This window comes from Thermoanaerobaculia bacterium (genome assembly GCA_035593605.1).
GTDB lineage: Bacteria > Acidobacteriota > Thermoanaerobaculia > UBA2201 > DAOSWS01 > DAOSWS01.
Map to the genome: position 1 here is coordinate 80,868 of DAOSWS010000011.1, position 24,351 is coordinate 105,218.

Sequence of the window (24,351 nt, forward strand, 5' to 3'; positions counted from 1 at the left end):
GTTTGCCTCCTAGTTGAGTTTTAGATAAGAAAGGATGCCGGCAGCGGCTCTGCGGCCCGCACCCATGGCCAGAATGACGGTAGCGGACCCGGTGACAATGTCTCCTCCAGCAAAAACACCGGGATAGGATGTCATCTGCGTGTCGGAATCGACTTCGATGTAGCCCCATTTGTTCAGATTCAGACCCGGTGTGGTCTGGGCAATAATCGGGTTGGCCTTGGTGCCCAGGGCATAGATCACCGTGTCCACGTCAAGGAAGTAATTGGAGCCCTCCTTGGGTACGGGACGTCTTCGTCCACTGTCATCCGGCTCACCCAGTTCCATTTTAATGTTCTCCATCCTGGCCACCCATCCGTTCTCTCCATGAAGAGCAACGGGGGCGGTCAGCCAATGGAACTGAACGCCTTCTTCCATTGCGTGGTGTAATTCTTCGATACGGGCAGGGCTCTCCTTTTCAGATCGCCGATACACGATGTAGACGTTTTTCGCACCCAGTCGAAGGGCAATCCTCGCAGCATCCATTGCCGTGTTTCCACATCCAATGACGGCGACATTCTCTCCCATATCCACCGGAGTGTCATATTTAGGGAATTCGTAGGCTTTCATCAGGTTTGCCCGGGTCAGGAATTCGTTGGAGGAAAGAACACCGTTCAGAGACTCACCCGGAATTCCCATGAACTTCGGGAAACCGGCTCCAGTCCCGACAAAGACGGCATCAAACCCACGCTCGTGAATCAGTTCGGGAATTGTGAAAATCTTTCCGATGATCCGGTCAACCTCAATCTTAACACCCATTTTTCTGAGGGTATCGATTTCCTGCTGTACGATTTCCTTTGGAAGTCTGAACTCCGGGATCCCGTACATGAGGACTCCACCCGGAACATGAAGGGCCTCATAGATAACCACCTCGCATCCGGCCTTTGCAAGATCCGCCGCACAGGTCAGCCCGGCAGGTCCGGAACCTACGATGGCAACCTTCTTTCCGTTTGGGGTTATCCTGGGGATTTCAACCCACCGGTTCTTAAGGGCCATGTCCCCGACAAAGCGTTCGAGTCTGCCTATGGCTACCGGTTCCAGTTTCTTCCCCACGATACAACCGGCTTCACACTGAGTTTCCTGGGGACAAACCCGTCCACAGATCGCAGGAAGCAGATTTGCATCGGTCAGGATGACATAGGCTTTCTTGAAATCGCCTTCTTCCACTGCTTTGATAAAGGCCGGGATATCAATGCCTACAGGACAACCGGGAACACAGAGAGGTTTCGGGCACTGAAGACAACGCCTGGATTCATCCGCAGCATGCGCATCCCTGTATCCGAGCGCAACTTCTTCGAAATTTGTCCTTCGTACTTCAGCGGGCTGCTCGGGAATCGGAGTTCGAGTTGGCTGAATTGTCTTAATTGTCTTCTTCTCAGACATGATACCTCCTAGATCCCGTGCTTCTTCGTGAGCTGGCATTCATGCTCGTAGAGTTCAAGGGATTTCTTCTCGAATTTCTCAAAGCGTCTCTGTCTCATCATGAGTTCATCAAAATCCACCTGGTGACCGTCAAAATCGGGACCATCCACACAGGCGAATTTCATTTCTCCTCCCACCGTGACTCTGCAGCTTCCGCACATTCCGGTACCGTCAACCATGATGGAATTTAGAGAAACGATTGTTTTGACACCAAAGGGTTTTGTCACGTCACTGCAGACCTTCATCATAATCAGGGGCCCGATGGCGACCACCAGGTCCACTTTGATCTCCTCAAGGACGCGCTTCAGAGGATTTGTAACGAGACCCTTTTCTCCGAAGGAGCCATCATCAGTGGTGATGATCAGTTCATCGCTGTACTTCCTGAATTTGTCCTCCCAGAAGATCAGATCCCTGGATCGAAACCCGATGATGGAGATGGTCTTGTTTCCGGCCTCCTTGAAGGCGCGAAGCTGAGGAAATATCGGGGCGACTCCCAGTCCGCCCCCCACCATGACAACGGTCCCGAAATTTTCGACATGGGATGGAATGCCCAGTGGGCCTACAAAGTTCAGGAGAGAGTCTCCCTCTTTGAACTCCATCATTTCGCGGGTATCCTTACCCACAGCCTGAATAACAACCGTGATGGTACCTTGCTCCATGTCAAAATCCGCGATGGTCAGGGGAATCCGTTCGCCGGTTTCTTTATGGCGAACCATGAGAAACTGGCCGGGTTTTGCGGCCTTTGCCATGTCCGGGTCACGGACTTCCCAGAGAAAGGTAACGGGTGAAAAAACCTCTTTCCGAACAATCGGATACACATAGCCCTCCTAGATCAGGATTCGATTGAGTATGCCAAACTCGACCGTAAGTGTCAACAAAAGAAGACTGTGGAAGTGTAGAGGAAGTTCAGTTTCCCGAAGGATTCAGCTACCAGGATGGATTCCAGGTTGAAATCGCGCCGGGAATGACTTCGATATGAGCCGGTAACGTTCCATAGGGATCCCCATCAATTTCCAGATGAGCTCCCTCACACGTTACGATGGAAATTCTCTTCCCTTTTCTGACATTCACATCATTCCGTCCTGGATGACGGGCCCGATAGAGATCGACCGCCAGCTTGAGAATCGCGGGGTAGGGCCGCCAGGGAAGGGTGACCACCTCCAGAATACCATCTGAGATATTTGCCTCGGGGGCAATGGGCATTCCTCCACCAAAGAAACGTCCATTCGCAATCGCGACAACCAGGCTTCGCTCATGCGTATACTTCTCCCCGTCGATACGAAGGTTCAATTCGCATGCTTTAAATTTCAGCGAACAGCGAATGGCCGTAACGATATAGAGAAGAGAGGCGGGAAGATGGGGCACCTTACTCTGAATACGCTCCACAACCGCACCGGAAAGACCCGTTGATACAACGTTTAATCCATAGCGGGCTCCGAGATCGCTCTCCACACGAAAACAATCACAGGTAAACAATGGGGATTGTGTTCCAGCCCTCCTGTGAATATGAAGGCTGCGAATGAAATCGGCTCCTCGACCCCCCGCCAGAAACCCGAGCGACAGGGGAAGCTGAAGCCGGTACACCACATTGACCGTTTCAGAAAAAGTACCATCTCCCCCAAGGATAAGGATACGGGACAAGCCTTTTTCCGCAGCCCGGGTCAGCTCGTCTCTGAGTTCATCTCGGGATTCTGGAATAACAATCGTCAGCCCGGGAACTTCCCGGCGTGCCCGCTTAACAACCCTTCGCCACGGCCCTCCCCCTTTTGGGTTGACGACCAGGAGATCCGCTGTATTCATTCGGAAATGACGAGATTTCTACCCCGGGCCTTTGCCTGGTAGAGGAGACGATCAGCACGGGCGAGCAACTCATCCGGACCATGATCTCCCATGGAGAGGGATGCTACACCGATGCTGATCGAACAGCGAATCGAGGCAGCTTCCCCGGGAAAATCAAAGCCTTCGATCGACGCACGGATTTTTTCCGCCACCTCCCTGGCTCTGTCAATCCCGGTATGGGGGAGCAGCAAAACAAATTCCTCGCCCCCGTAACGGGCGACAATATCGGAAACCCGTACCTTTACCGTCCGCAGGATCAGGGCGGCCACCTCCGAAAGAACGACATCCCCCTGCTGGTGGCCATACCGGTCGTTAATTGCTTTAAAATAATCCAGGTCCATCATGCACAGTGACAGCGGGTAACTGTACCTTTTGGCCCGTTCAAATTCCGAGACAAACCTCTGCCGGAAATCACGCTTGTTACTGATTCCGGTCAATTCGTCGGTAACAGCCTGCTGGTGTATTTTCTCCATCGCATTTATGTTGATACATGCGAGAGAGATCTGAGAGCTGAGAACATCGAGGACCTGTTTCTCATCCGCAAGAAATGGGGAATCACTGAGTCGAAACAGCGCCAGCAGACCCGGTGTCATCCGATCCCGCTCGAAGGAAACGCCGATTCGATCGACAATCGCCTTTCCCCGGCAGGGCTCCATTTCCTCAAGATCCAGTTCGATGGAAAATTCAGTTGGTACAAAGGGGAGAGCAACAACAAGGTTCATCAGCTCCCGAGCTGAGCGGATTGCCTCCCTCTTGACTTCAGGAGAAACACCTGTCCGACTGAGAAGGTAAACTTTCAGCTCCGCTCCTACCGTAAGAGCGATGCCAATATCATAATCCACGGCGGAAAAGAGACGTTTGAATGATTCCAGGAATACTTTGCTGAAGTCCAATTTTTCCAGACTGGTCAGGATGATGGATGCTGTTTCTTCGAGAAACACCATGTGATCGAGGAACCTGGAGATGGACCCTGAGGATTCTGTAACGGGCGAAGTGATCCCTGACGATTCCTCATCGGAGAACCGCTCACGCCATTCCTCCTCCAGCGTGACAAGATTATTAAAAAAAACGGAAAGCTCTTTTTGTTCCGATACGGGGGGAAGGCTGAACATTTTCTGTCTCCCCTTTTTCTTGACAACGAGAATACCCTCCCGGGACATACGGTTCACGAGTTCCTTTATGGTTTCACGATCCGTATCAAATCGTTCACGAATAATTTTTTCCGGTACCGGATCGTTTGAATAATCAACAATAAAAGCGACAATTTTCAGAGGGCTGATTTCCGACGGTTTCACAGGGCACCATCTCCCAAAATGGGGAAAACGGGCAGGAGAAATGATGCAGAACCCCGGATCACCTGGCGTGAACCGGTTCTTACATAGAGATCTGTAACCATGCTTCCGGGGTAGAATCGTTCCATGATTGGATTCAAACTATTGTATCAGATGGAACGCTCGATGTCCTTCCCTTCGTGTTCGTTCTGTGGTTGGCGCTCTCCGGGACCTGGGGTATGATGAGAATATGAAACGATTGGTCTCCTTCCTGTGGATATGCAGTATGTTCTTTCTTTCATGCAACCGGCTCGAGCCTACGGCCACTCTTCTCCTTCAGGATGGCAGGGTTTACACCAACCCCGCAGAACCTCCCCGGAACCTGGACATCCTGATCACAGGTTCCACCATTTCCAGAGTGGGCTCCGATCTGGAAGCGCCTCCCGGCTGTCGCGTCCTATCCCTCCACGGAGCCACCGTCTTTCCTGGCTTTGTTGACGCACATGCCCATCCGGCAGGGTTGGGAAAAGCCATGTCACAGCTGGACCTGAGAGGTGTTCCAAGTCTGGAGGACCTTGTTGAGCGCACCCGCAGGTATGCTCAAACAATCGATACCGATCACTGGGTTGTCGGACGCGGATGGGATCAGAATCTCTGGAAAAACCCGGAGATGCCGGATAACCGGCTTTTATCGGAAGAAATCACGGATCTACCCGTCTTTCTGGAACGTGTTGATGGTCATGCTGCCCTCGTAAACCAAAAGGCACTTCATCTTGCCGGGATCGATGCCGATACACCTTCTCCCGACGGCGGGGAAATTCTTAAGGATCAGCAGGGCATCCCCACAGGAATTCTGATTGACAGGGCCCAGGAGCTGGTTGAAATGCTTATTCCTCCTCCAACGATCGAAGACAGGATGGATCACCTTCGGAAGGCTATGGATTTCTATGCCTCCCTGGGTGTCACGTCTGTTCATGATGCGGGTGTAGATGAAGTGATCCTGGATGCCTATTTCGCTCTCGCGCGAGAGGGAAAGATGAAGGTATTTTCCAATCTCATGCTGGATGATAATCCGAAACTCCTGGACTCCTGGTTTCAAAGAGGTCCCTATGAAGATCGATGGTTACGGATCAAAACTATCAAATTATACGCAGACGGGGCTCTGGGAAGCCGGGGAGCCTGGCTCCATGAATCCTACAAAGATCGCCCGGGATACATGGGCCTGATGGTGACTCCTCTCGAACATATCCGCACCGTATGCGAAATGGCATCCAGGCACAATTTCCAGGTGGCAACCCATTGCATTGGAGATCGTGCTGTGGACGAAGTGATTACCATTTACGCGGATTCCATCAAAGAAATGGACCCGAATCCCAGATGGCGGATTGAGCATGCCCAGGTGATTACTCCCGAGGCTCTTCCCGTGTTTCAGCGATGGATGATCTATGCCAGTATGCAACCCTATCACTATGTCTCTGACCGTCCCTGGGCCCCGGATCGGATAGGAGACCGGATGGACTATGCCTACGCATGGAATCTCTTTCTTGAAAACCAGATTCCTCTATGCTTTGGTTCCGATGCTCCCGTCGAATCTCCCGATCCGCTTCAGGGATTTGAGGCTTCCCTGGAAGGACCCCATCGGATTTCTGCCGCTCAGGCTCTCTGTGCCTACACCTTGACAGCCCAGTCAGCCGGACGCCAGGAAAGGCTTCGGGGACGAATTGAATCGGGGGCCAGTGCGGACATTTCAGTGTTTGACCATGATTTCGTCTCTGATCCCGCGACCGTGTCCGTGGCCCGATGCCGGCTCACCCTTGCTAATGGTACAATTACCCATGGAGGTGAGTGGTGATGCGCTTTCTGTGTCTCCTGCTTCTGATGATGGCGTGCAGCCCGGCATCTTCCAACCATGAGAGGAAAATGATCGACACTTCAATTCAACAGCGGACAGAAATGGTGGAAGAACAGATCATTCGCAGGGGTGTAAAAGATCCCGATGTTCTTCGCGCGATGAAGGTTGTTCCCCGACACAGGTTTGTACCGGAAAACTTCAGGGCCGAGGCCTATGCCGATTACCCGCTTCCTATTGGGGAAGGTCAGACCATTTCCCAGCCCTATATCGTTGCCCGGATGACGGAATTGCTTCATGTAAATAAAGGAGACCGCGTTTTAGAGGTTGGAACAGGATCGGGCTATCAGGCCGCCATTCTGGCTGAGATGGGTGTGGAAGTCTATACCATTGAAATATTGCCAAGTCTTGCACGCCATGCAAAGGAAATTCTAGCCTCTTTGAACTATCCCAACGTCACGGTCCTGGTCGGTGACGGGTATAAGGGATACCCTGAAGCGGCGCCCTACGACGGGATCATCGTCACGGCAGCTTCACCCAAGATTCCTGAACCGCTCCTTCAACAACTCAAGGTCGGAAAAAGAATGGTAATTCCCGTTGGGCGATATGTTCAGGAGCTCAAAGTGGTCACAAAGGAAGAGGGCGACGCCATGGTTCAGGATGTCATTCCGGTTCGTTTTGTTCCCATGATCGGAGAGGTCGAACGGACTGAAGAATAGGCCTGCCTGATTGGAAAGGCCACAATATCCTCCATGTAGATGGGCGATGCAATCCTGACTCCATCCCGGGACACAGAAATATGGGCTACTCCAGCCATCGATGGGAAAGGGTAAGAAATCCCACGGGATAGTCTTCATGTTTAACCTGAAAGATTCCCTTTTCCCTGACCTGATGAAAGACGTTCAAGCCCGCTTCATCAACCAGAAAGACGGTGATATCAAAACTGCCCTTTAAAAAGGGAACCTTATCGATCACAAGCGTTGCTTCATAATGATCTCGTCCAGAATAGACGGAAGGCGTAGTCGTTGAGAAAACGGGCAATCCCGCAGAATGATCAAGAACAATGCCAAGACGGAAATTCAGGTCAGGATCCTTCGATTTCCACTGTACATGGATGGACAGTCTGTCTCCCGGCCGCCCCTCCCCTTCGATCGTAACAGAGGTAACCATTGCGGGAAGATCGGATAGCGTATCCCTGCCGCCCGATTCAAGAGCCTGACGGCGCGAGTTGAGGTAGGTTTCATAGGCAACCACCACATCATCACTTTTCCCCGCCATGCGTACCATGCCGCCATCCAGCCACAGGGCTTCATCGCAGAGCTGGGAAATATAGTAGAGCGCATGGGTGCAAAGTAGAATGGAACGTCCCATTTCACGGAACTGACGGATTTTATCAACGCATTTCTTCTGAAAATACCCGTCCCCAACCGCCAGAGCTTCATCAATGATCAAAATATCGGGATCTACGTGGGTGGCCACCGCAAAGGCAAGGCGCATAGCCATACCCGTCGAGTATGTTTTCACCGGCCTGTCAATGAAATCCCCAAGCTCTGCAAATTCGACCATGCTCGGAAGCCGTTTCCGGATCTCACCTTCGGTCAGACCGAGCATGGCCCCATTCAGCACGGCATTATCCCGTCCGGAAAATTCACCATGAAATCCCATTCCCAGCTCCAGGATTGCCGCCACTCTCCCCTGAATCCGTATTTCACCCGAAGTTGGAAATGACGTTTTCGCAATCAGTTTCAGCAACGTCGACTTTCCGGCACCGTTTACACCAATCAGGCCGAGACTGCGACCATGGGACAATGCGTATGTGACATCCTTCAGGGCACAGATCTCCTGATGGCGTTTAACTGAAGAAAAAACCTCGAGAATTCGATCCCGAGGCTTTGGATAGATACGATAAGTTTTCGAGACGTCAACCAGCTCTAATACCACTCCCGCTCAACCTCAGTTTACCTTTGGCGGCTCCTTCAGCGCGGTGATAAAGATACCATCATTGACACCGTTATCCACCACTGAAGCGTAAAGGTACCCTCCCTGTCCGGACGTAACTTCAACCCGAACGGTTCCGGCCAGAACATCGATTTCTCCGAAGATATCCGTCAGTTTTGCCTGGCGGGCAGAGAGAGGATCTACCGTATAACCCTGGCTGATCCGAACCGGATTCCCTTCCGGATCGTACAGGGTCAGATTCATGACCAGCGGGGTAGTGCTGGATACGTTAACAAAACCAATATTTGTCCGCCACTCATCATCCTGTCGTAGTCCTGTTAGATAAAGAATCTGTCCCGCGCCAAAGTCCGCTCCCTGGGAAAGCGCAGGGATGTACTGCCCGAACGTTCCCCCTTCCGGAGAGAGATTATAGGTGCGGGAACCGATAAAGGGATTTTCATCTTCAGATCCCAGAATCTTCTTAAAAATGATGTATCCAACAAAATCATCCGTAAGATCAGGAAGAATATCGGTGACCACATCATGAATCACAATTGTTTCTCCGGCATTCAGCGTATAGTTCTTTGTTGCCGTAAATCCCTGTGGTGTCGTCTCTGAATTTGGATAGAGAAGGGTCGCAATGACCATCTGAGCCGGTGTGGGATTATGCATATAAAGATCGGTACGCCAGTTACTGCCAAAAGAACCGGCGGCATGGGTAACACCCGGGAGAAAGAGGGTTTCATCGGAATCCCGGACATCGGGCTGGAAAACAGCATCGCTGGTAATCTTGTCCGAAACGGATGCATAGGATGTAAAAGGCAGCACGCTTTCGCTGTGGATCTTTACCGTAAAAGGACCCTCATCGGTGATATAGGCATAGAGGGAGACCTGGTCATTGGAGAGTCCGCCGATCGTCCTCTGGAATTGTTTTACATCGCGCCCCGAAGAATCATATACCGTGTACGTCACGGTATTGGGCTCCGAAGAAAGGTTGGTTGTACCCAGCTGTGTCCTGAAAGCGGCATTCTGTTCCAGGGCGTACAGGATCACATCATCGGTATAGTCCCGGATGGGATTCAGAAGGGATATGGCAGGGATGTACTGCCCGAAGGTGCCATCCGCCTGTTTGTTGTAGATTCTGCCGGCCACTAGCGGCGGGAGAGAGGCAGATCCGGAGAAATCGACAATCAGCATTCCACTGATATCCTCGGGAAGTCCCGATGTCGGAAATTGAAGCGTCAGCACATCTTCAATGATGATGGTTTGCATCGGGTTAAGTGTCAGACTGAACGGAGACTCAACCGTGTGCCCTTCGTTTGCAAAGATGTAACTGTATCGGAAATTAATGATCAGATCGCTGTTCGAATTGGGATTATGGAGAAAAACATCCGAGACCCAGAAAGAGTCATAATTTCCGTGGAACCGGGCCACGACCGGAAGGACATAACTCTTATTCGAGGGTATGGTACCGCTCTGACTCACCACAACGGTTTTCGTCAGGGAGTTTGATCCGGATTCGTTCGCCACAGTCAGATTCACCTGATAGGATCCGGGAGCTGAAAAGACGTGGTTCGGGTTCTGGATCGCGGAAATTCCTCCGTCTCCAAAGTTCCAGGACCAGGATGTGGGTCCGCCGGAAGATTGATCGGTGAAATAGACGGTCTCTCCGGTCTTGGGTTCCGAAGGTATCCAGGCAAAATTCGCGGTCGGGCTTCCGGTAGAGCCTCCGCTTCCACAATTATCGTTATTGTCTATGGTTGTATTTACGGTGAAGCCCTGGGAAAAAGCGGGATCGTTGGAAGTAATGGTGAAGGGAAGGGATGTAGAGGAAACGCCCGAGGCCAGATCCACGAGAAAGATGGCATCGGCGTCCGCATTTGGCATAATTCTGGAAACGGTTATCGTGTCATCCTGAATCGTAACTCCACTGAGTGCCGTGGCAAGGGTCATAACCACATTGACGGCAGCCGTTGTGCCGCCATTGTGGACTCGAACGGCCAGAGGCACCCGTTCTCCAGGATTCCAGACTCCATCACCATTCCCATAGGTGTCGTCGCAAAAGGAGTATCCAACGTAAGAAAATGCCGGGGCGGCGGAGGGATCGATCACCGTGATCTTGACGCTGCCGCTCCAATTACCCTCGGTTGCGGCTAACGTCAGAGGGAAGGTGAAGGTCTGATTCCCTGTGATGCCCGATGAAAAGGTGACCTTGAACGTACTGGTCGAGGTCGCCGTAGCGCCGGCGTTGATGGTACCCATTGAAATCTGACCCGTATTGACCGTTGCATCGCCAGAGGACGAAGTAATGGAGGCCTGCACGTTGGTTGCGTTTCCTGTGCCGGAATTCTTGACCGTAATCTTGAAGTACACGGTCTCACCGGGGTTAGCCTGACCGTTACTGTTGTTATCCGATGTAATCGTGTTGCTCTGGTAGACAAGGATCGGGTCGTTCGTGGTCGTCGAAGAATCGTGGATTGTCAGAGGTTGGTTTTGGGAAAAACCGGCGTCCGGAACATTGAGCGTCAATGTCAGGGAGGGGCAGGTAGTGCCCGTGCAGTAATCGTCCGCAAGATCGACACTGAACCCCGAAAGGTTTTCCGCCTGGTCTCCGTTGGCTCCAATGTTGTAGTAGTCGACGGAGTTTAAAACAATGGCCTTTGCATTACTGCTGGTCACTGTCGCTTCAAGGTTGGTTGCCGGAGAGGATCCGTCGTTCTGAAGGGTGAATTTAAAGGTGTAGCAGTTGCCTTCGTACAGGTCGGGATGAGCTGGAGCACCCGGCAGGGGTGTCGTTCCACATCCGTAGGCCTTCCAGCCGATATAGTCCAGATTGAGATCCTGGAGCCAGGTGGCCATGTCGGCTTCCGCAAAAACCGCCTCAAAACAACCCTGATCACTGGTGATCGTCAGGGTGAACACAGCAGAACCCGTGGCGGTATCCGAGAGATCCAGGACAAAGGGATCGGTTCCCGAATTGGTTTTGGTTCCCCCGGCAAAGATTGTCCCGAAGGAGGCCGTATTGTCAGAAAGGGAAATAATATCGGTCCGATCGACTGACAGGGTGGCTGTCACATTCGAGGCGCTGTCGGTTCCTTTGTTGGCCAGGGTGAAAAAGACGTTGTAGGTGGTCCCCGTGGTTTTGGCTTTGGAAAAAGCGGAGGAATTCTGCTCCACCACATAGGGCATCGCACCGGAGTACGAGCCAATCGGAACCCCCGCGTAGGGTGGGTTGGGATCGATCGTCGCCGGGGAGGTAATGAAGTGGGTGGCCAGATAGTTTAGCGACCCGCACGTGCTGGAGTTGGTGTAAGTGTAGGGAAGCACGGAGGACAGGCCCCCATTGGCAGCCAGGCTGGGTACGGAGCGAACCGTGGATTCATAGGTAATGCCCTGGGTGGAGCTTTCCAGGCCCAGCGTAAAGGAGGAACTGGCCAGGGTTCCCACATTTTCGTACTGCACGGTCACCTGACCTGCAGTATGGTTCACGGTGCGCTGCAGTACTGCGCGGGATCCCTGGATCGTTAACGTAAAACCAAGGTCCCAGGTGGTGTTCGTAGCGTCCTTTACCGTCAGGGTAAAGTTTTTCGTGATGGGGCTTGAGGTTGTATTGGCCGTGGGCGATACTTCCAGCACATACAGCTGGGACTGGGTCGCCGTGGCTCCCGCCGCGATCGTTCCATACGATGCCGTGGGCGTGGTAACGGTAACAGAACCATCGATTCCGTTGTAGGCAAGCGTGCCCGTAACGGTGGAGGCCGAGGCTGTTCCGGTATTTTTCACATCAATTTTCAGCTTGAAGACTTCTCCGGAGTCGATGTTGCCATCACAGGAGAAGGGGCCCTGATCCGGATTGGTGGCACAGGCGGGTCCGCCCGTGGGATGGTCATCCGACACAACCGGGGTTCCGTACATGTCGATGTTCGGTCCCTGTACGGCGGAACAGTTGGTAAAGGAATAGACGATGGGAGATCCGCTGGACACATAAAAATAATTGGCACTGGGATGAACCGCGATGGCGGCTTCTCCGGTAAAAAAGTCCGATCCGTTTCCGGTGACATCCACGGGCACGGCCGGATTGCTTACGTCGACAATCCTGAACCCGCCCTGTCCCGTCGACTGGATGTACGTACCCAGCGCGATGAAGAGAAGGTCATCCCGCAGATCAATAAACGATACCGACGAGGTCGGCAGATACACTTCCCCGAGCGTCTGGCAGGAGGAGGGATTGACGATCTTAAGGTACCCATCTCCGTCGGCGACGTACATGAGGCCCGAGGATTGATCGTAGTAAACATCAAACGGGGAATAGCCGCTGCAGGCAGCCACAGTCGAATAGGAAGGCATGCCAGAAATGTTGTAGATATTCGCCGAGGAAGCCGTGCCGACGACAAGGTAGTTGCCGGTCACCCGAATACTGGTGGGCATGACACCGCTGATCAGCGTGGTCAGGCTCCGGGTATCGGAACTGCTTCCCATGGAACTGTAGTCCGCATATTTGATTCCATTCCCACCGACGAGCAGGTATCGCTTCGTCGTGGTGCGATACACGGCCATGGCATCCACAGATACGCCGGGGATTGAAGCGGTTTCCCGTGCATTCGGCATGTTCGAAAGGTCGTAGGAAAGAATATCCCCACATTTTTTCGAGACAAAAATGGCGTTATCCGATTTTCCAGCGGCGTAGGTTCCGACGACTTCAAGGTTCGCACCGCATGCCCCGGTCAGGTTGGACGTACTTCCTACCTTTTGTGGACTGGACGCGGTGCCTGTGTTGAAAAACTCAACGAGAACCGACTCCTTCACAAAGAGGTAATTAATCCCATTGACGGTGATGATCTCCATCTTATCTAACGTACCGCTCGATGGAGAAATGGTTTTAACCTGGGAAATCGTGCACTGGCCAAAAATGAGGCTGACGGGAAGGAGGCATATAAAAAAAAGAAGGAGCCTTGGTCTCATGAAGGACACTCTCCTAGCATATAAGAATCATGAAGAAAGTCAGGGGGAGGCGTACCTCCCCCTGACGGGAACAGCAAGGACAGATCAGACGTCGTTCGGAATGATGGTAACAACACCGCCGGTGTAATCGTGACGGCAGTTGTTTTCCCAGGAAACGCCGGAGAAGCCCACAGAGAACTTGCCCATGGCCTGGTAAACAACGGAGACCCAGGACTGGTCAAATGCACCAAACCACTGGTTCGGAGCAAGGGGCAGGCCGTTGGCACGAGCGTCGGTGGCGAAGCTCATGGCAACCCAGCCGGACTCAAAGGGAGTGCCCAGGATGTCAACAATGTGATACCGACCGGTTTCGACGGGAACCTCAACACCGATCTGAACCGGGGGCTGAGAGGGGCCGCCGCCGGCGGTCACAGTGTTTTCTTCTTCATCCCAGAAGGAGACGAAGGGATCGGGCAGTTTGTACTCGTAGGTGCCCCAGTAGTCATACATGGTGGAGTGGCAGTCAGCGTACTGTGTATCACCAAAGGTCCAGGGACCCTCATACCAGTTGTGACCTCTCCAGATCAGGGCATCGGAACCACCGTCAAAAACGGCGTTCTCGAGGTAACGGAAGCCCCAGGAAAGAGGCAGAGCTTCGCGCTGATCCTGACCGGCGGGCTGAGGCAGGAAGCCGGAGAAGGGCATAACGCGGCCGTAGTAGGTAGCCAGAGGAATGGCCAGCCAGTCGGCGTTGGTCATACCATAGTACTGCGCTGCCAGGAAGCCGGAGGGGTTCTGGTTGGGGCCGAAGCCGAAAGCTTCAATGTGGACAGCGGTTTCGCCCTGAGCGAAGTTGTTGGAGAAGTCAATGTAGAAGTAGTCGCCGATGAACGCATTGGAGAAACCAGGAGCGGAGATGTCCTGCTCGAAGGTCGCGTTGGCATTGGCAGTCTGCTGCACGTCAAAGTAGGGGTACCAGTAGGGGCTGACTTCGTCGGGGAATCCGCCCTGGCAGGTGTAGGAGTAATCGATGGTGATGTAGCCGACGTAGTTGAGCGTGGGCCAATCATAGGAGCACTGGGTGTGCATGTACTTCAGATAGGCAAGCAGGCCGGGATCCAGCGGGCCGTAGCAGGCGAAGTCGCAGGCGCCGCCGCAGTTCAGCTGCATGATCTGCTGGAACAGGGGGCCGAAGCCGCCCATGTTGGCCGTTGTCTGATTGAAGTAGAAGCCATCACGGTTGCAGTCAATCCAGCCATCGATGATGGAGGATGTGGCAGAGGCGCAGCCGTTGTTGGGCAGATGGCCGGTGAAGATGTCACGAACGCTGAAGGTGGCAACATCGTATCCGGTCAGGTAGATGTTGAAGTCGATGGTGTGGACGGAGTCCACGTTCCACAGCGTGACGTGGGCAATCGCCGGATCGGCGGTCACGTTCGTGACGGCGACCAGGGTGTTCAGGCCCATCGTGTCGATGGAATCGACCTCAAAGTAGGGGATCAACAGGGTGGCGGCATTGTTGGGGCCGATATCGCACATGGCGCCGGAATTGACTACGGGCGCGGGCGGAAGGGTCGGCGCGACAGCAAGCATCGTGCCAGCCACCAGAATCGTGAACATGAAAAACCACTTGTTCATACTTAAACCTCCGAAATTTTTATAGTGTTGTGGTAAAGGTACATCTCACTGTGATTCCGTCCGACGTAAAGGTCCGTCCTCACCTCCTTTCCACTTGGGTTTGGCAGACTCACTGCCATTCCAGTCCTTACAATACACCGTTTATGCGGCTTTGTCAAGCCGTTTATGCTCCTGAAGCATGAAAACATCGTAACCTGTTCTAAACATAGACTTTATTTCATGTTTAGCGAGTAACAATAGATCCCACTCTTTCCTTCTTCTCCTCCAAATGCCACACAGAGATCGGGGCGACCGTCTTCATTGACATCGGCGGCCTGAGCCCAGTAGGGACGCCCCTTCAGGTTCCAATCCTCAATTCTCGCCCTGGTGAACCCATCCCCTTCGCTGAGAAGAAGGTAGAGGGAGCCATCCCTCTGCAACCCGACAACATCATCGGTTCCATCCCCGTTAAAATCCGCAGCCGCCACGGCCTCAAACATGAGATGAGAGGAGAGATAGGCAAGTTCTCGGACCTCCCATCCGTCCGGAGTATTCAGACAGGCGACCAGGACGGCCCGGTGATAGAGCTTTCGAGTCGTCTTGGGGCTGACTACCGGAAGGACAACCAGCTGTGAGAAAAGGAGATCTGGACGATCATCCCCGTTGAAATTGGCCAGGGAAACATCGAATGTGTAGGCATTGGCGAAGAGGGAGTAAATTGATGCGTTCTGCCAGCCCCGGGGCGTCTGGTAAAAGAGCACGTTCTTTCCTTTTTGAACGTGGTTGGAAACCGCAAAGTCAGGTCTTCCGTCCATATTAAAGTCGGCGACGACAAGACGATCTCCAAAGGCTCTATCGTTCAATCCTTCAAGTTCACTCACCCAGGTACCCTGCTCCGGATTCCAGTCAAAGATCCGCTGAAGGGCAGCCTCCAGGGGGCGCTGAGCCTTGTCGATATTGGTGTCCGCCAGGAGGACCAGCTCAAGCCATGGATCATCATCGAGGTTTGCGGCTTTTATGGTGCGGCTGGAAAACCCGGCCCCATCCGGAAGCCCCTTTGACATCAGTTCAAATACACCCGGTGCCGTCTGCAGAAGAACATATACCGGAGCATAATGTCCCGTTATTGCAATATCCAGGAGACCGTTGGCGTCGATATCGGCAGCATCGACTCCTCCATATTGATAGTAAGCATGCGGCATTTCAACATTCCACGCACTCCACGAACCCTTTCCGTCTCCTAAAAAGACAAAGGGTTTCTTTTCCGAGGTTCCACCACGGGGGGGACCCGCAATGATATCGAGGTGCCCGTCACCGTTCATGTCGGCAATGGCCAGGTTTTGTCTCCAGAGGCCTGATTCCGGAAGGCCTTCGCTGATCGAAGTCAGCACAACCCGGGCTCCATCCTCTGGCATGAGGGTTTCCGGGCGTCCATCGGGAACTACGATGGGGGGAATCTGGTCATCCGGCAGCGTGGCCGTATAAGGGTTCCAGTCCTGCGGCATTGTCTTTCCCGAAGGTTTGTCTCCGGTTGAACATCCAACCAGAACAACGCAAAGGATTAAAGCCAGGGCCAAACTTCTCATGATTGTCCTCCAATCAGAAAGGGTGAGTCGCGTTATCTGGATCTCAAAACCTCTTCGGAGTCTATATCGAGTCCGCAAAGTGGGGTCTGAGGCGGCCGTATAAGTGAAAGGCCACCCATGATAGCGCAATCCCACCTAAAGTCAAGATGGACAACGTGCCGATTCCGGAAATTTCCCCGCGCAGAATGACGTCCCGGTAAGCTTCCACGATTCCGGTCATGGGATTCATGCGCAACGCTGTGAGTACACCGGGAGGAATCGAATGTCCGTCCACTCCCTTTTGTACGAGCGAGAGCGGATAAACGATGGGTGTAAAGTAAAACCACGCCATCAGCACGTAATTCACAATCTGAACGGTATCCCGGAAAAAGACCTGGACACAGAAGAGAATCAACCCCCCTCCAAAGGTCATGACAATTTGCACCGCAAGAACCAGCGGAAGAAGACACCATGCAAGGGTTGCCTTTCCAAGGATGGTAAGGATGGCAAGAAAAGCAATCAGAGCGAATATTTCATGAAGGATGGCGGAAAAGATCACCGTCACCACAAGAATCACGGGGGGAATGGAAGCCTTCTGAATAATCGGAGCATTATCCTGAACACCGGTCGTGGAGCGCATCAGGGATTCCTGAATGGCGATCCAGGGCAGTAAACCGGCAAAGAGAAAGAGTGGGAAGGAATCCACGCCGCGCTCCCCTGTGAGGGGGATCCGCAGCACGGTGGAAAAGACAAAGGTAAAGAGAAGAAGCTGTAACAGGGGTGTTGCGAACGCCCAGAGGATACCGAAGGTACTCCCCGCATAACGGGAGCGTAAGTCCTTAAGAACAAGTTGCTTTACGAGAAATACATTCTGTTTCAGCATACGAATTGACATTTTAGCATATTTCGATTATAATAAGAGGTACAATGAATCGCGTTCGCCAGGCCCGATTTATCGGGCAGAAGATTCGTCAGTTGCGCAGATCCCGTCACTTGACACAGGTCGAGCTTGCGACTAAAATAGGCGTGCAGCAGTCTGACCTTTCCCGGATGGAAAAAGGGGAATACAGGGTCAGCCTGGATACGCTTTTTAAGATTTTACAGGTCTTTGAGATGTCCATGTCTGAATTTTTCGGTGAGGTCGTAACTGCAGGTGCTTCCCGGAAAGAGCAGAAAGTTCTTTCCGCGTTTAACGCCCTCAGCGAGAGCGACAAGGACGAAGTTCTTGAATTCATTCGCTTCAAAAGGATGAAGGAGGAACAACAAGAGAATGAAGACGATTAAAGGGCGCTATTACTATTACAGAGCCCGCGGGTTTGACCGGGTCTCCCATGGAGATTTCCGCCAGGCTGAGTCCCTTTTTGAAAAGAGCCTCTATCTGGCGGAACAATCGGGAAGCGATTACCTGCGCGATATTGCCGTCTGCAACATTGCAGCATGCCGGATCGAGCGTGGAATTTCAGACGACGATAAGGTAAAAGAACTTAAAGAGATGTTCATGCGGACCAACCATCCCAAGGTTGCCCGTCTTGCAACCTATCACCTTGCCCGCATGTATGAAATTCAGAAGGACTTCAAGAAAGCCTTTTTTTACGCCCGAATTTCACTTGAAAAATCCAGACTGTTAGGTCGCAGTGATTACCTGGCATCCTCCCTGAACCAGACGGCCAACCTTCTGGTCGCAGAAAGTCACTTTGAAGAAGCATCCAGGCTTTATACGGAAGCCATGGGCATTCTCCATGAGGCCTCCGAAACGGTTCGATTTGCTCTGATCGAGGACAATTGGGGCTATTGCCAGATGATGCAGGGAAAAATTCAGGAAGGCGTTGCAGCCGTTCAATCTTCCCTGGAACGTCTCGAACGCCTGCAGGCCGGACCTGCGTATCTCGTATATCCGGAAATGGATCTCTGTTATGGATATCTGGAAATGGATGAACCCGCCCGCGCAAAAGAATACGGCGAACGTGCCCTTCTTAAAGCCGAAACGATCAAGCAGGATAATCTTGTAAAGAATCTTCTTCTCCTCCTTGGAGACTGCACGATGGCGCTGGAGGATATGGATAGCGCCCAGAGTTATTACGGAGAACTTGCCTCTTTCTATCCCGGCGTGACAACGGCGTCTGATTTTCTCTTAGCCTTTAACGTCAGAAAGGTGGTGAATTTACGCCTATGAAAAAGTTACTGATTTTCACCTCCATTCTCTGGTTTGCTGCAACGATCTGGGCGGCTCAGGTTGCCATCGATGAAACAGGGAAATTTTATTCCGTTAAATCTGCAGCCGATGAGCAGGCTTCCTTTCTGATCTTTGAAATAACATCTCCCAATGGAACAGTTGAAAGTACAATTGTTCCGGGCACCTACGATCAGAGGGTCGATGAAGATCCTTTTATTCTTTACATTCCCAGATTTAAAAAGCTTTACATTACCTGGACCTTTGGAGACGGAGACTTTCGCAACGTCACCCTTATTTCCTATGACATTCCTTCGGGATCGTGGTCTGATTTCATTCTGCTCTCCGATCGATCTCTCGTGAAGCGTTTCCATGCCAATTCCATATTCACCACGGGTCGTGATAACACGGGATTCTTCCATGTTATCTGGTGGGAAGAGTATGACACTTCTTACGGCGATACCGTGTATTGCGTGATCCCCTTTGGAGATCAGGATCTGAATTACAGCGGTAAGGCCGTACACCCCATGGCACCGTACATCATCACCGATTCGAGTGTCGACTACACCTATCCCCCCTCTTCTTACCGTTACCCTAATATCTGGTCCGCCTCGGAAGGGAACAGGGTGTCACTGTTAGTCCCTTCCCCTCAGAGCGGCTACTATGCAATCCTGAATGTTGATTACGATAATCTGCCCCTTGACATTGAGTCTGACCAGAGAGCCCACTTTCCGGACATTGGTGTTGCTTCCTTTATTACGATCAACGCCTTCATTGACACTTCCACCTCGGTTCACAGTGTCTACACCTCATCGGACCGTATCGTTTTTTACTGGGAAACTGAATCCAGTATGGCCTATGTTTTCTACTGCAGCGGACTCTGGTCCATGCCTCGTTATACCCAGCTTAAGGGCCTTGATGAAGAACGGTTGAGGACACTCTTCCAGAGCATTATCCGATGATCCCAGCGTTGTTTCTGGCCTCACTACTGGGCACTGCCGGTATGATTGCGCCCATTCAACCCGGAGATCTTGTCGGAATTTCCGATCACGGTGCTTTGGTTTCTGATGGCCATACCGTTCTGGCTTTCCGAGCTTCTGATCCATCCAAAGGAACGATCCTCCAGGGGATTACCTCCTATTTAGGCAAAAGTTACTCTGTAACTTCCCTTTCCGGATCCAACCCCTATGTCATTACCGGGATACGGAAAGATGAAAACCATCAGACCGGATTTGTCACCCTTTTTGGACCCAACGAAACCCTTCTTTCTTCATGGGATACCGGGGATGCCTACCCCGTTGCTCATTACCTGAAGGGAGCCACGCTCTACCTTGCCCTTCTCCGTAACGAAGCTCCAGGAGAGCTTGACCTCTATCTGAAAGAATACACAAAAGAGGGCGGTTTTGTCCGGGATCTCATGCCCCCCGTTTCGTATGGAAAGGTAGAATCAAGCCAATATGCTCTTGCTCTCCCCTACTACACCATGGGCTCCCTCTCCGACCAAACCTCTTACCTGGTGGATCCCTACGCTCAGACCGTGTATTTTGTGGAAAACGGCAAGGTACGCGACCTTTCCATGAAGATAAAACCAACCCAGTTGACACCGATTGTCACCACTCTGGCTCTCTCCTCCTACGTTTCCTGCGGGAAGGACACCTATGCCATTTTCCTGGGAATTCGACCTACAAAAAAGATCGTTCCCTATCTGGTAAAGGTAAATGACCAGGGTCACATGCTGACCTTTGTCGCCCTCGAATCCAAAGCCATCTACCTGCTTCGTGGTAATGGGGATACCTACTGGGCGAAAATCTTTGATCCGCAAAACCACGCTTTTGGAATTCAAACTCTGTCCTGCGGGGACATCCAGAAGACCCTTACGTCCAAATGAAACGATTCCTTTTCCTGCTTCTCTTTGCAGCTCCGCTGCTTTTTGCGAAATCTCCCAATATCATCGTCATCACCATGGACACCACGCGTGCTGATCATCTCAGTTCCTATGGTTATGGCAAACCCACGAGCCCCTTTATCGATTCACTGGCGGAAAAAGGCGTTCGTTTTGAACAGGCACTGTGCAGTGTTCCCACGACCCTGCCCTCTCATACCAACATGTTTTCGGGACTCTACCCTTTTCATACAAAGGTCAGGCATAATCTTCTCAATGCCGTACCCGAGGACGTGATCCTCCTTTCCCAACGACTGAAATCCTCCGGGTATTCGACATCAGCCGTCATTGGAAGCCTTATTCTCCACGAGCGGTTTGGCCTCGCTCGCGGGTTCGATGTTTATGATCAATCGATGGATGAAGGAAAAAACCAGCGAAAAGCCGACGTTGTAACCGATCGATCCATTGAACTCCTGAAGAGCATGCGGTCTCCCTTTTTTCTGTGGACCCATTACTATGACCCCCACCACCCCTATAATCCGCCCCCTCCCTTTGACAAAGATTTTTCCGATCCTTATGACGGTGAGATCGCTTATACCGATTCACAGATCAAACGTCTGATTCAGGCCATTCCCGAGAGTCAACGAAGGAACACCCTGATCTTTATCCTCGGGGACCATGGCGAAGGCCTGGGGGATCACGGAGAAGAAGAGCACGGCGTTCTTCTCTATAATTCCACCGTACACGTTCCGTTTATTGTATACGGTGAGGGAGTGACAACTCCGCATATCGTTGATACTGCGGTCTCTATTACCTCTCTGACGCCGACGATCCTTGAAGCCGCCGGCCTGTCGATCGGTGACCAGTCATTTGATGTCCCATCCCTCTGGTCATCGATCCAGGGGAAAAACGCGCCGGCGGAATGGTATTACCTGGAAACCTTTCTTCCCTATTACAGTTTTGACTGGGCCCCGATTCGGGGAATCACGAACGGCCGATGGAAATATCTCGAATCTCCCAGGGAAGAGCTCTTTGATCTGGAGCACGATCCTGGAGAATTAAAAAATATCATCGAAAAAAAGCCGGAAATTCTGTCCAGGCTCAAAACAAAGATCTCAGAGGTAAGTCCGGAACCCTATGGCGGCATCGTTGAAACTGCACCTGTTGAACTCCCTCCCGAAGAGCTCAAAAAGCTTCAGAGTCTCGGCTACCTTCAGGGAGGAAAATCACCCTCCTCCAAACCGGCACGGGACCTTCCGGATCCAAAGGACCTTGTCGACATCTCCCACAAGATCATTATTTTAGCTCCCGAATTAATGGATGAGCGCAAGTTTGAGGAACTGGAGCCTATGATGCTGGAGGTCCTCCGCCGGGACCGTCAGAATGTTTCCGCCATGAAATTTCTCGCATCGGCCTATATCGGACAGAACAAGCTTACAGAAGCAGAACGGGTCCTGACCAAAGCCGACAAGCTCTCTCCCAACACCTACTACATCCTTACAAAGCTGGGAGTCGTCTATTACAAGCAGGGGGATCTTCGCAAAGGTCTTGACTACTTTGAGAAATCCTACCGACTGAATCAGTATAATATTGAAGTCCTCGGCTACTATGCGCAGGCACTCATCATGGATAAAAAGAAGACAGAAGCCATGAAAGTTCTGGCATTTGCAACCGAGAACAACCTGGTGGACGGAAATACCGAAGTTGCCAGAGGGCTGATCCACATGGAAGATCGCGACCTGAACGCTGCACTGGCTGCGTTCCAGAAAGCGATCGAACTAAGCCCGAACTCTGTCATTGCTTACGCAAACCTTGGGTACCTCTACCATTTGAAAAGGCAGCCTCAGATGGCGATAAAAATGCTGGATGAGGCCTATGCACTGGAGCCGGACAATCGAAAGACCATTAAGGCCATGATCGGCATCCTCCTGGAGCTCGGCAGGGTGGTCGATGCCCGGATGAAAATGCAGGAGTATATCCGGAAGTTTCCCAACGCTCCGGATGTTCCGTTCGTACAACAACAGTTGAACAAGCTGAATCGATAACGCATCAAATTGGAGGATCGTTCGATGAAATCTCCCGCATTCCTGTTATGCATAGTCTCTCTGATCATGACCTTCCCCATCGTGACCATCACCGCCGAGGAAGGCACGGCAAAGATTGTTCTCCTGGAAGAGATTTACGATTTTAAAACCGTATCCCAGGGTACAACCATCACCCACAGCTTCAAGATTAAAAATGACGGAAATGCACCTCTCATTATTCACAATGTTCATCCCGATTGTGGATGTACAGTTGCGGAATCCCCTTCCGAGGTAGCACCGGGCGCCACCGCAGAAATCCACATCACCATGGATACGATGGATTTAAGCGGTGTAGTGAACAAGCGGATTCTCATATCGACCAATGATCCATCCGCGCCCGAGACCTATGTGTACCTTTCCGGCAACGTTAAAGCCTGGGTGCAGGTACTCCCCAAGCCATTCCTGGTTTTTAACCAGCTCCTGTCGGAAGAAAACGAAAAATCGGTCTACGTCGTGACCGAAATGGAGGACAAGGAATTTCAAATCACCTCCACAGAATGCTCGCTGCCATTTATTGAGGCCATCTCATCCGTTCTCCCCCAGGATCAACGTTTCGGCCCCTTTCCCAACAAACAGTATCTCCTGACCCTCAAAATCAAACCGGGCGCACCTGTTGGATACCAGAAGGGTACCCTTTTAATCCACACGAATGTGAAGGAACAACCCGTCAAGCGGATGTTCGTATCTACGATGCTTCGTCCCGATGTCATGGCAACCCCGTTCGACATTCATTTCGGCAGTCTCACACAGGATCAGCTCCCGGTGAACCGGTTGGTCTGGGTGTCGGATAATACAAAAAAGATTCCCGACTTTACAGTCATACGCATTGAAAACGAGAATCCCTTCATCCAGACGGAAATCACTCCCATACCGGCGGAAAGCCGGTACCAGATCAAGATTACACTTCCAGAAACAGCTCCCGAAGGTCCGTTCCTGGGTACGCTGAAAATCCACACCAACGCTCCGGATGATCGATTCAAGGTCCTCACCGTCGATTTCGATGGTGAAATTGTTAAAAAGTAACCAATGGAGGTTCCCATGCGATCCCTGATTGCTTTCATTCTTCTTTCCCTTACGGCTTTGCCGGCGTTCAGTGACTGTTGTGACGACCTTGTGAACCAGCTCGTGGAAATTAAGATTTATTCGCAGGACAACTATGCGCTGAAGGAAATGCTGAATAACAAGATCAGACTGTTTGAGGCGGCGACAACGACCCGGGACAAGGAAGTTTACGGATTAACGATTCTCTACCTGAAACTGAAGCTTGACATGGCAACCCGGGAAGATTTTGCACCTCTGAAATTCGACACAGCCTGCACGATGATCGCAAAACCTCTTATTGCACTCACCTATACGGATGCCATGACGGATGCGGGCCTGGACCCCGCACCGGAGACCATTGCGGCCACGATGGAGTCCAACATGGGCTCAATCCGTGAATGTTACTACCAGCTGCATACCCTCTGCAGGGTTCAGAATGTGCTCAGGGCCGAAGAGCGGAACCCCGCCTGTAATGATGCCGATGCTGTTTTCATGACACAGGACCAGTTCTCATTCCGGCTCCACAAGGAATTCAGGAAATTCCTGACTACGGAACTGCGGATCAAGCCGAAAACGAATATCAAGCTGGATCTGGTAACCGAGGACAACAATTCCAAAGCTAACGAAGATTTTCAGAAGTTCCGGGATCAGAAGAAAAAGAAAGCACGACCGGAACAGGATCAGGATCAGTAGCTC

19 protein-coding genes are annotated in these 24,351 nt (G+C 51.9%); 9 read left to right on the forward strand and 10 right to left on the reverse strand.

The features are described from left to right. Positions 1-9: 9 nt before the first annotated feature. The 5 genes from gltA to PLD04_07270 all read right to left on the reverse strand — a co-directional run bounded on the left by gltA (position 10) and on the right by PLD04_07270 (position 4,717). On the reverse strand, positions 10-1,419 hold the full coding sequence (gene gltA / locus PLD04_07250; protein HXK68127.1) for an NADPH-dependent glutamate synthase: 1,410 nt from the start codon (positions 1,417-1,419) through the stop codon (positions 10-12). An 8-nt stretch (positions 1,420-1,427) separates the two neighbouring features. Continuing rightward, a complete protein-coding gene (locus tag PLD04_07255) occupies positions 1,428-2,276 on the reverse strand; it encodes a sulfide/dihydroorotate dehydrogenase-like FAD/NAD-binding protein (GenBank protein ID HXK68128.1) in 849 nt (282 codons plus the stop codon). A gap of 109 nt (positions 2,277-2,385) precedes the next feature. Further along, entirely contained in the window at positions 2,386-3,258 is an 873-nt protein-coding gene (locus PLD04_07260; GenBank protein ID HXK68129.1) for a diacylglycerol kinase family protein, read from the reverse strand. Further along, a complete protein-coding gene (locus PLD04_07265; GenBank protein HXK68130.1) occupies positions 3,255-4,592 on the reverse strand; it encodes a GGDEF domain-containing protein in 1,338 nt (445 codons plus the stop codon). Before PLD04_07265 ends, PLD04_07260 begins: the two co-directional genes overlap by 4 nt. Further along, on the reverse strand, positions 4,589-4,717 hold the full coding sequence (locus PLD04_07270; GenBank protein HXK68131.1) for a hypothetical protein: 129 nt from the start codon (positions 4,715-4,717) through the stop codon (positions 4,589-4,591). The genes PLD04_07265 and PLD04_07270 overlap by 4 nt, the downstream gene beginning before the upstream one ends. A 101-nt stretch (positions 4,718-4,818) precedes the next feature. On the opposite strand from PLD04_07270, the gene PLD04_07275 reads away from it, so the two are divergent. Together PLD04_07275 and PLD04_07280 are read left to right on the forward strand one after the other, a co-directional pair. After that, positions 4,819-6,420, forward strand: a complete 1,602-nt coding sequence (locus PLD04_07275) for an amidohydrolase (protein ID HXK68132.1) — start codon at positions 4,819-4,821, stop codon at positions 6,418-6,420. Further along, entirely contained in the window at positions 6,420-7,136 is a 717-nt protein-coding gene (locus PLD04_07280) for a protein-L-isoaspartate(D-aspartate) O-methyltransferase (protein HXK68133.1), read from the forward strand. The genes PLD04_07275 and PLD04_07280 overlap by 1 nt, the downstream gene beginning before the upstream one ends. Before the next feature lie 85 nt (positions 7,137-7,221). On the opposite strand, the gene PLD04_07285 is transcribed toward PLD04_07280, so the two are convergent. The 5 genes from PLD04_07285 to PLD04_07305 form a co-directional block, all read right to left on the reverse strand. Next, the gene (locus PLD04_07285; GenBank protein ID HXK68134.1) at positions 7,222-8,358 is read right to left on the reverse strand and encodes an ABC transporter ATP-binding protein; all 1,137 of its coding nucleotides are present in this window, start codon (positions 8,356-8,358) and stop codon (positions 7,222-7,224) included. A gap of 12 nt (positions 8,359-8,370) precedes the next feature. Continuing rightward, positions 8,371-13,317: a PKD domain-containing protein gene (locus PLD04_07290; protein ID HXK68135.1), complete on the reverse strand. Its 4,947-nt coding sequence runs from the start codon at positions 13,315-13,317 to the stop codon at positions 8,371-8,373. 84 nt (positions 13,318-13,401) lie between these two features. Continuing rightward, on the reverse strand, positions 13,402-14,835 hold the full coding sequence (locus PLD04_07295) for a hypothetical protein (protein HXK68136.1): 1,434 nt from the start codon (positions 14,833-14,835) through the stop codon (positions 13,402-13,404). A 311-nt stretch (positions 14,836-15,146) separates the two neighbouring features. Continuing rightward, positions 15,147-16,499: a VCBS repeat-containing protein gene (locus PLD04_07300; GenBank protein ID HXK68137.1), complete on the reverse strand. Its 1,353-nt coding sequence runs from the start codon at positions 16,497-16,499 to the stop codon at positions 15,147-15,149. A gap of 61 nt (positions 16,500-16,560) precedes the next feature. Further along, positions 16,561-17,373 carry an ABC transporter permease gene (locus PLD04_07305; GenBank protein HXK68138.1) on the reverse strand — a complete coding sequence of 271 codons (813 nt, stop codon included), beginning with the start codon at positions 17,371-17,373 and terminating at the stop codon, positions 16,561-16,563. A gap of 32 nt (positions 17,374-17,405) precedes the next feature. Between PLD04_07305 and PLD04_07310 the strand changes: the two genes are divergently transcribed. Genes PLD04_07310 through PLD04_07340 form a run of 7 tightly spaced genes read left to right on the forward strand, consistent with a single transcriptional unit; the run spans position 17,406 to position 24,348 of the window. Next, positions 17,406-17,762, forward strand: a complete 357-nt coding sequence (locus PLD04_07310) for a helix-turn-helix transcriptional regulator (protein HXK68139.1) — start codon at positions 17,406-17,408, stop codon at positions 17,760-17,762. Continuing rightward, positions 17,749-18,651: a hypothetical protein gene (locus tag PLD04_07315; protein ID HXK68140.1), complete on the forward strand. Its 903-nt coding sequence runs from the start codon at positions 17,749-17,751 to the stop codon at positions 18,649-18,651. The genes PLD04_07310 and PLD04_07315 overlap by 14 nt, the downstream gene beginning before the upstream one ends. Beyond that, positions 18,648-19,610, forward strand: coding sequence for a hypothetical protein (locus PLD04_07320; protein ID HXK68141.1), 963 nt, complete (start codon positions 18,648-18,650; stop codon positions 19,608-19,610). The genes PLD04_07315 and PLD04_07320 overlap by 4 nt, the downstream gene beginning before the upstream one ends. Continuing rightward, positions 19,607-20,536 (forward strand): hypothetical protein, encoded by a 930-nt coding sequence (locus PLD04_07325; GenBank protein HXK68142.1) that lies wholly within the window; start codon positions 19,607-19,609, stop codon positions 20,534-20,536. The genes PLD04_07320 and PLD04_07325 overlap by 4 nt, the downstream gene beginning before the upstream one ends. Beyond that, entirely contained in the window at positions 20,533-22,575 is a 2,043-nt protein-coding gene (locus PLD04_07330) for a sulfatase-like hydrolase/transferase (GenBank protein HXK68143.1), read from the forward strand. The genes PLD04_07325 and PLD04_07330 overlap by 4 nt, the downstream gene beginning before the upstream one ends. A gap of 24 nt (positions 22,576-22,599) precedes the next feature. Beyond that, the gene (locus PLD04_07335) at positions 22,600-23,637 is read left to right on the forward strand and encodes a DUF1573 domain-containing protein (GenBank protein HXK68144.1); all 1,038 of its coding nucleotides are present in this window, start codon (positions 22,600-22,602) and stop codon (positions 23,635-23,637) included. A 15-nt stretch (positions 23,638-23,652) separates the two neighbouring features. Further along, the gene (locus PLD04_07340) at positions 23,653-24,348 is read left to right on the forward strand and encodes a hypothetical protein (protein ID HXK68145.1); all 696 of its coding nucleotides are present in this window, start codon (positions 23,653-23,655) and stop codon (positions 24,346-24,348) included. Positions 24,349-24,351 lie beyond the last annotated feature (3 nt).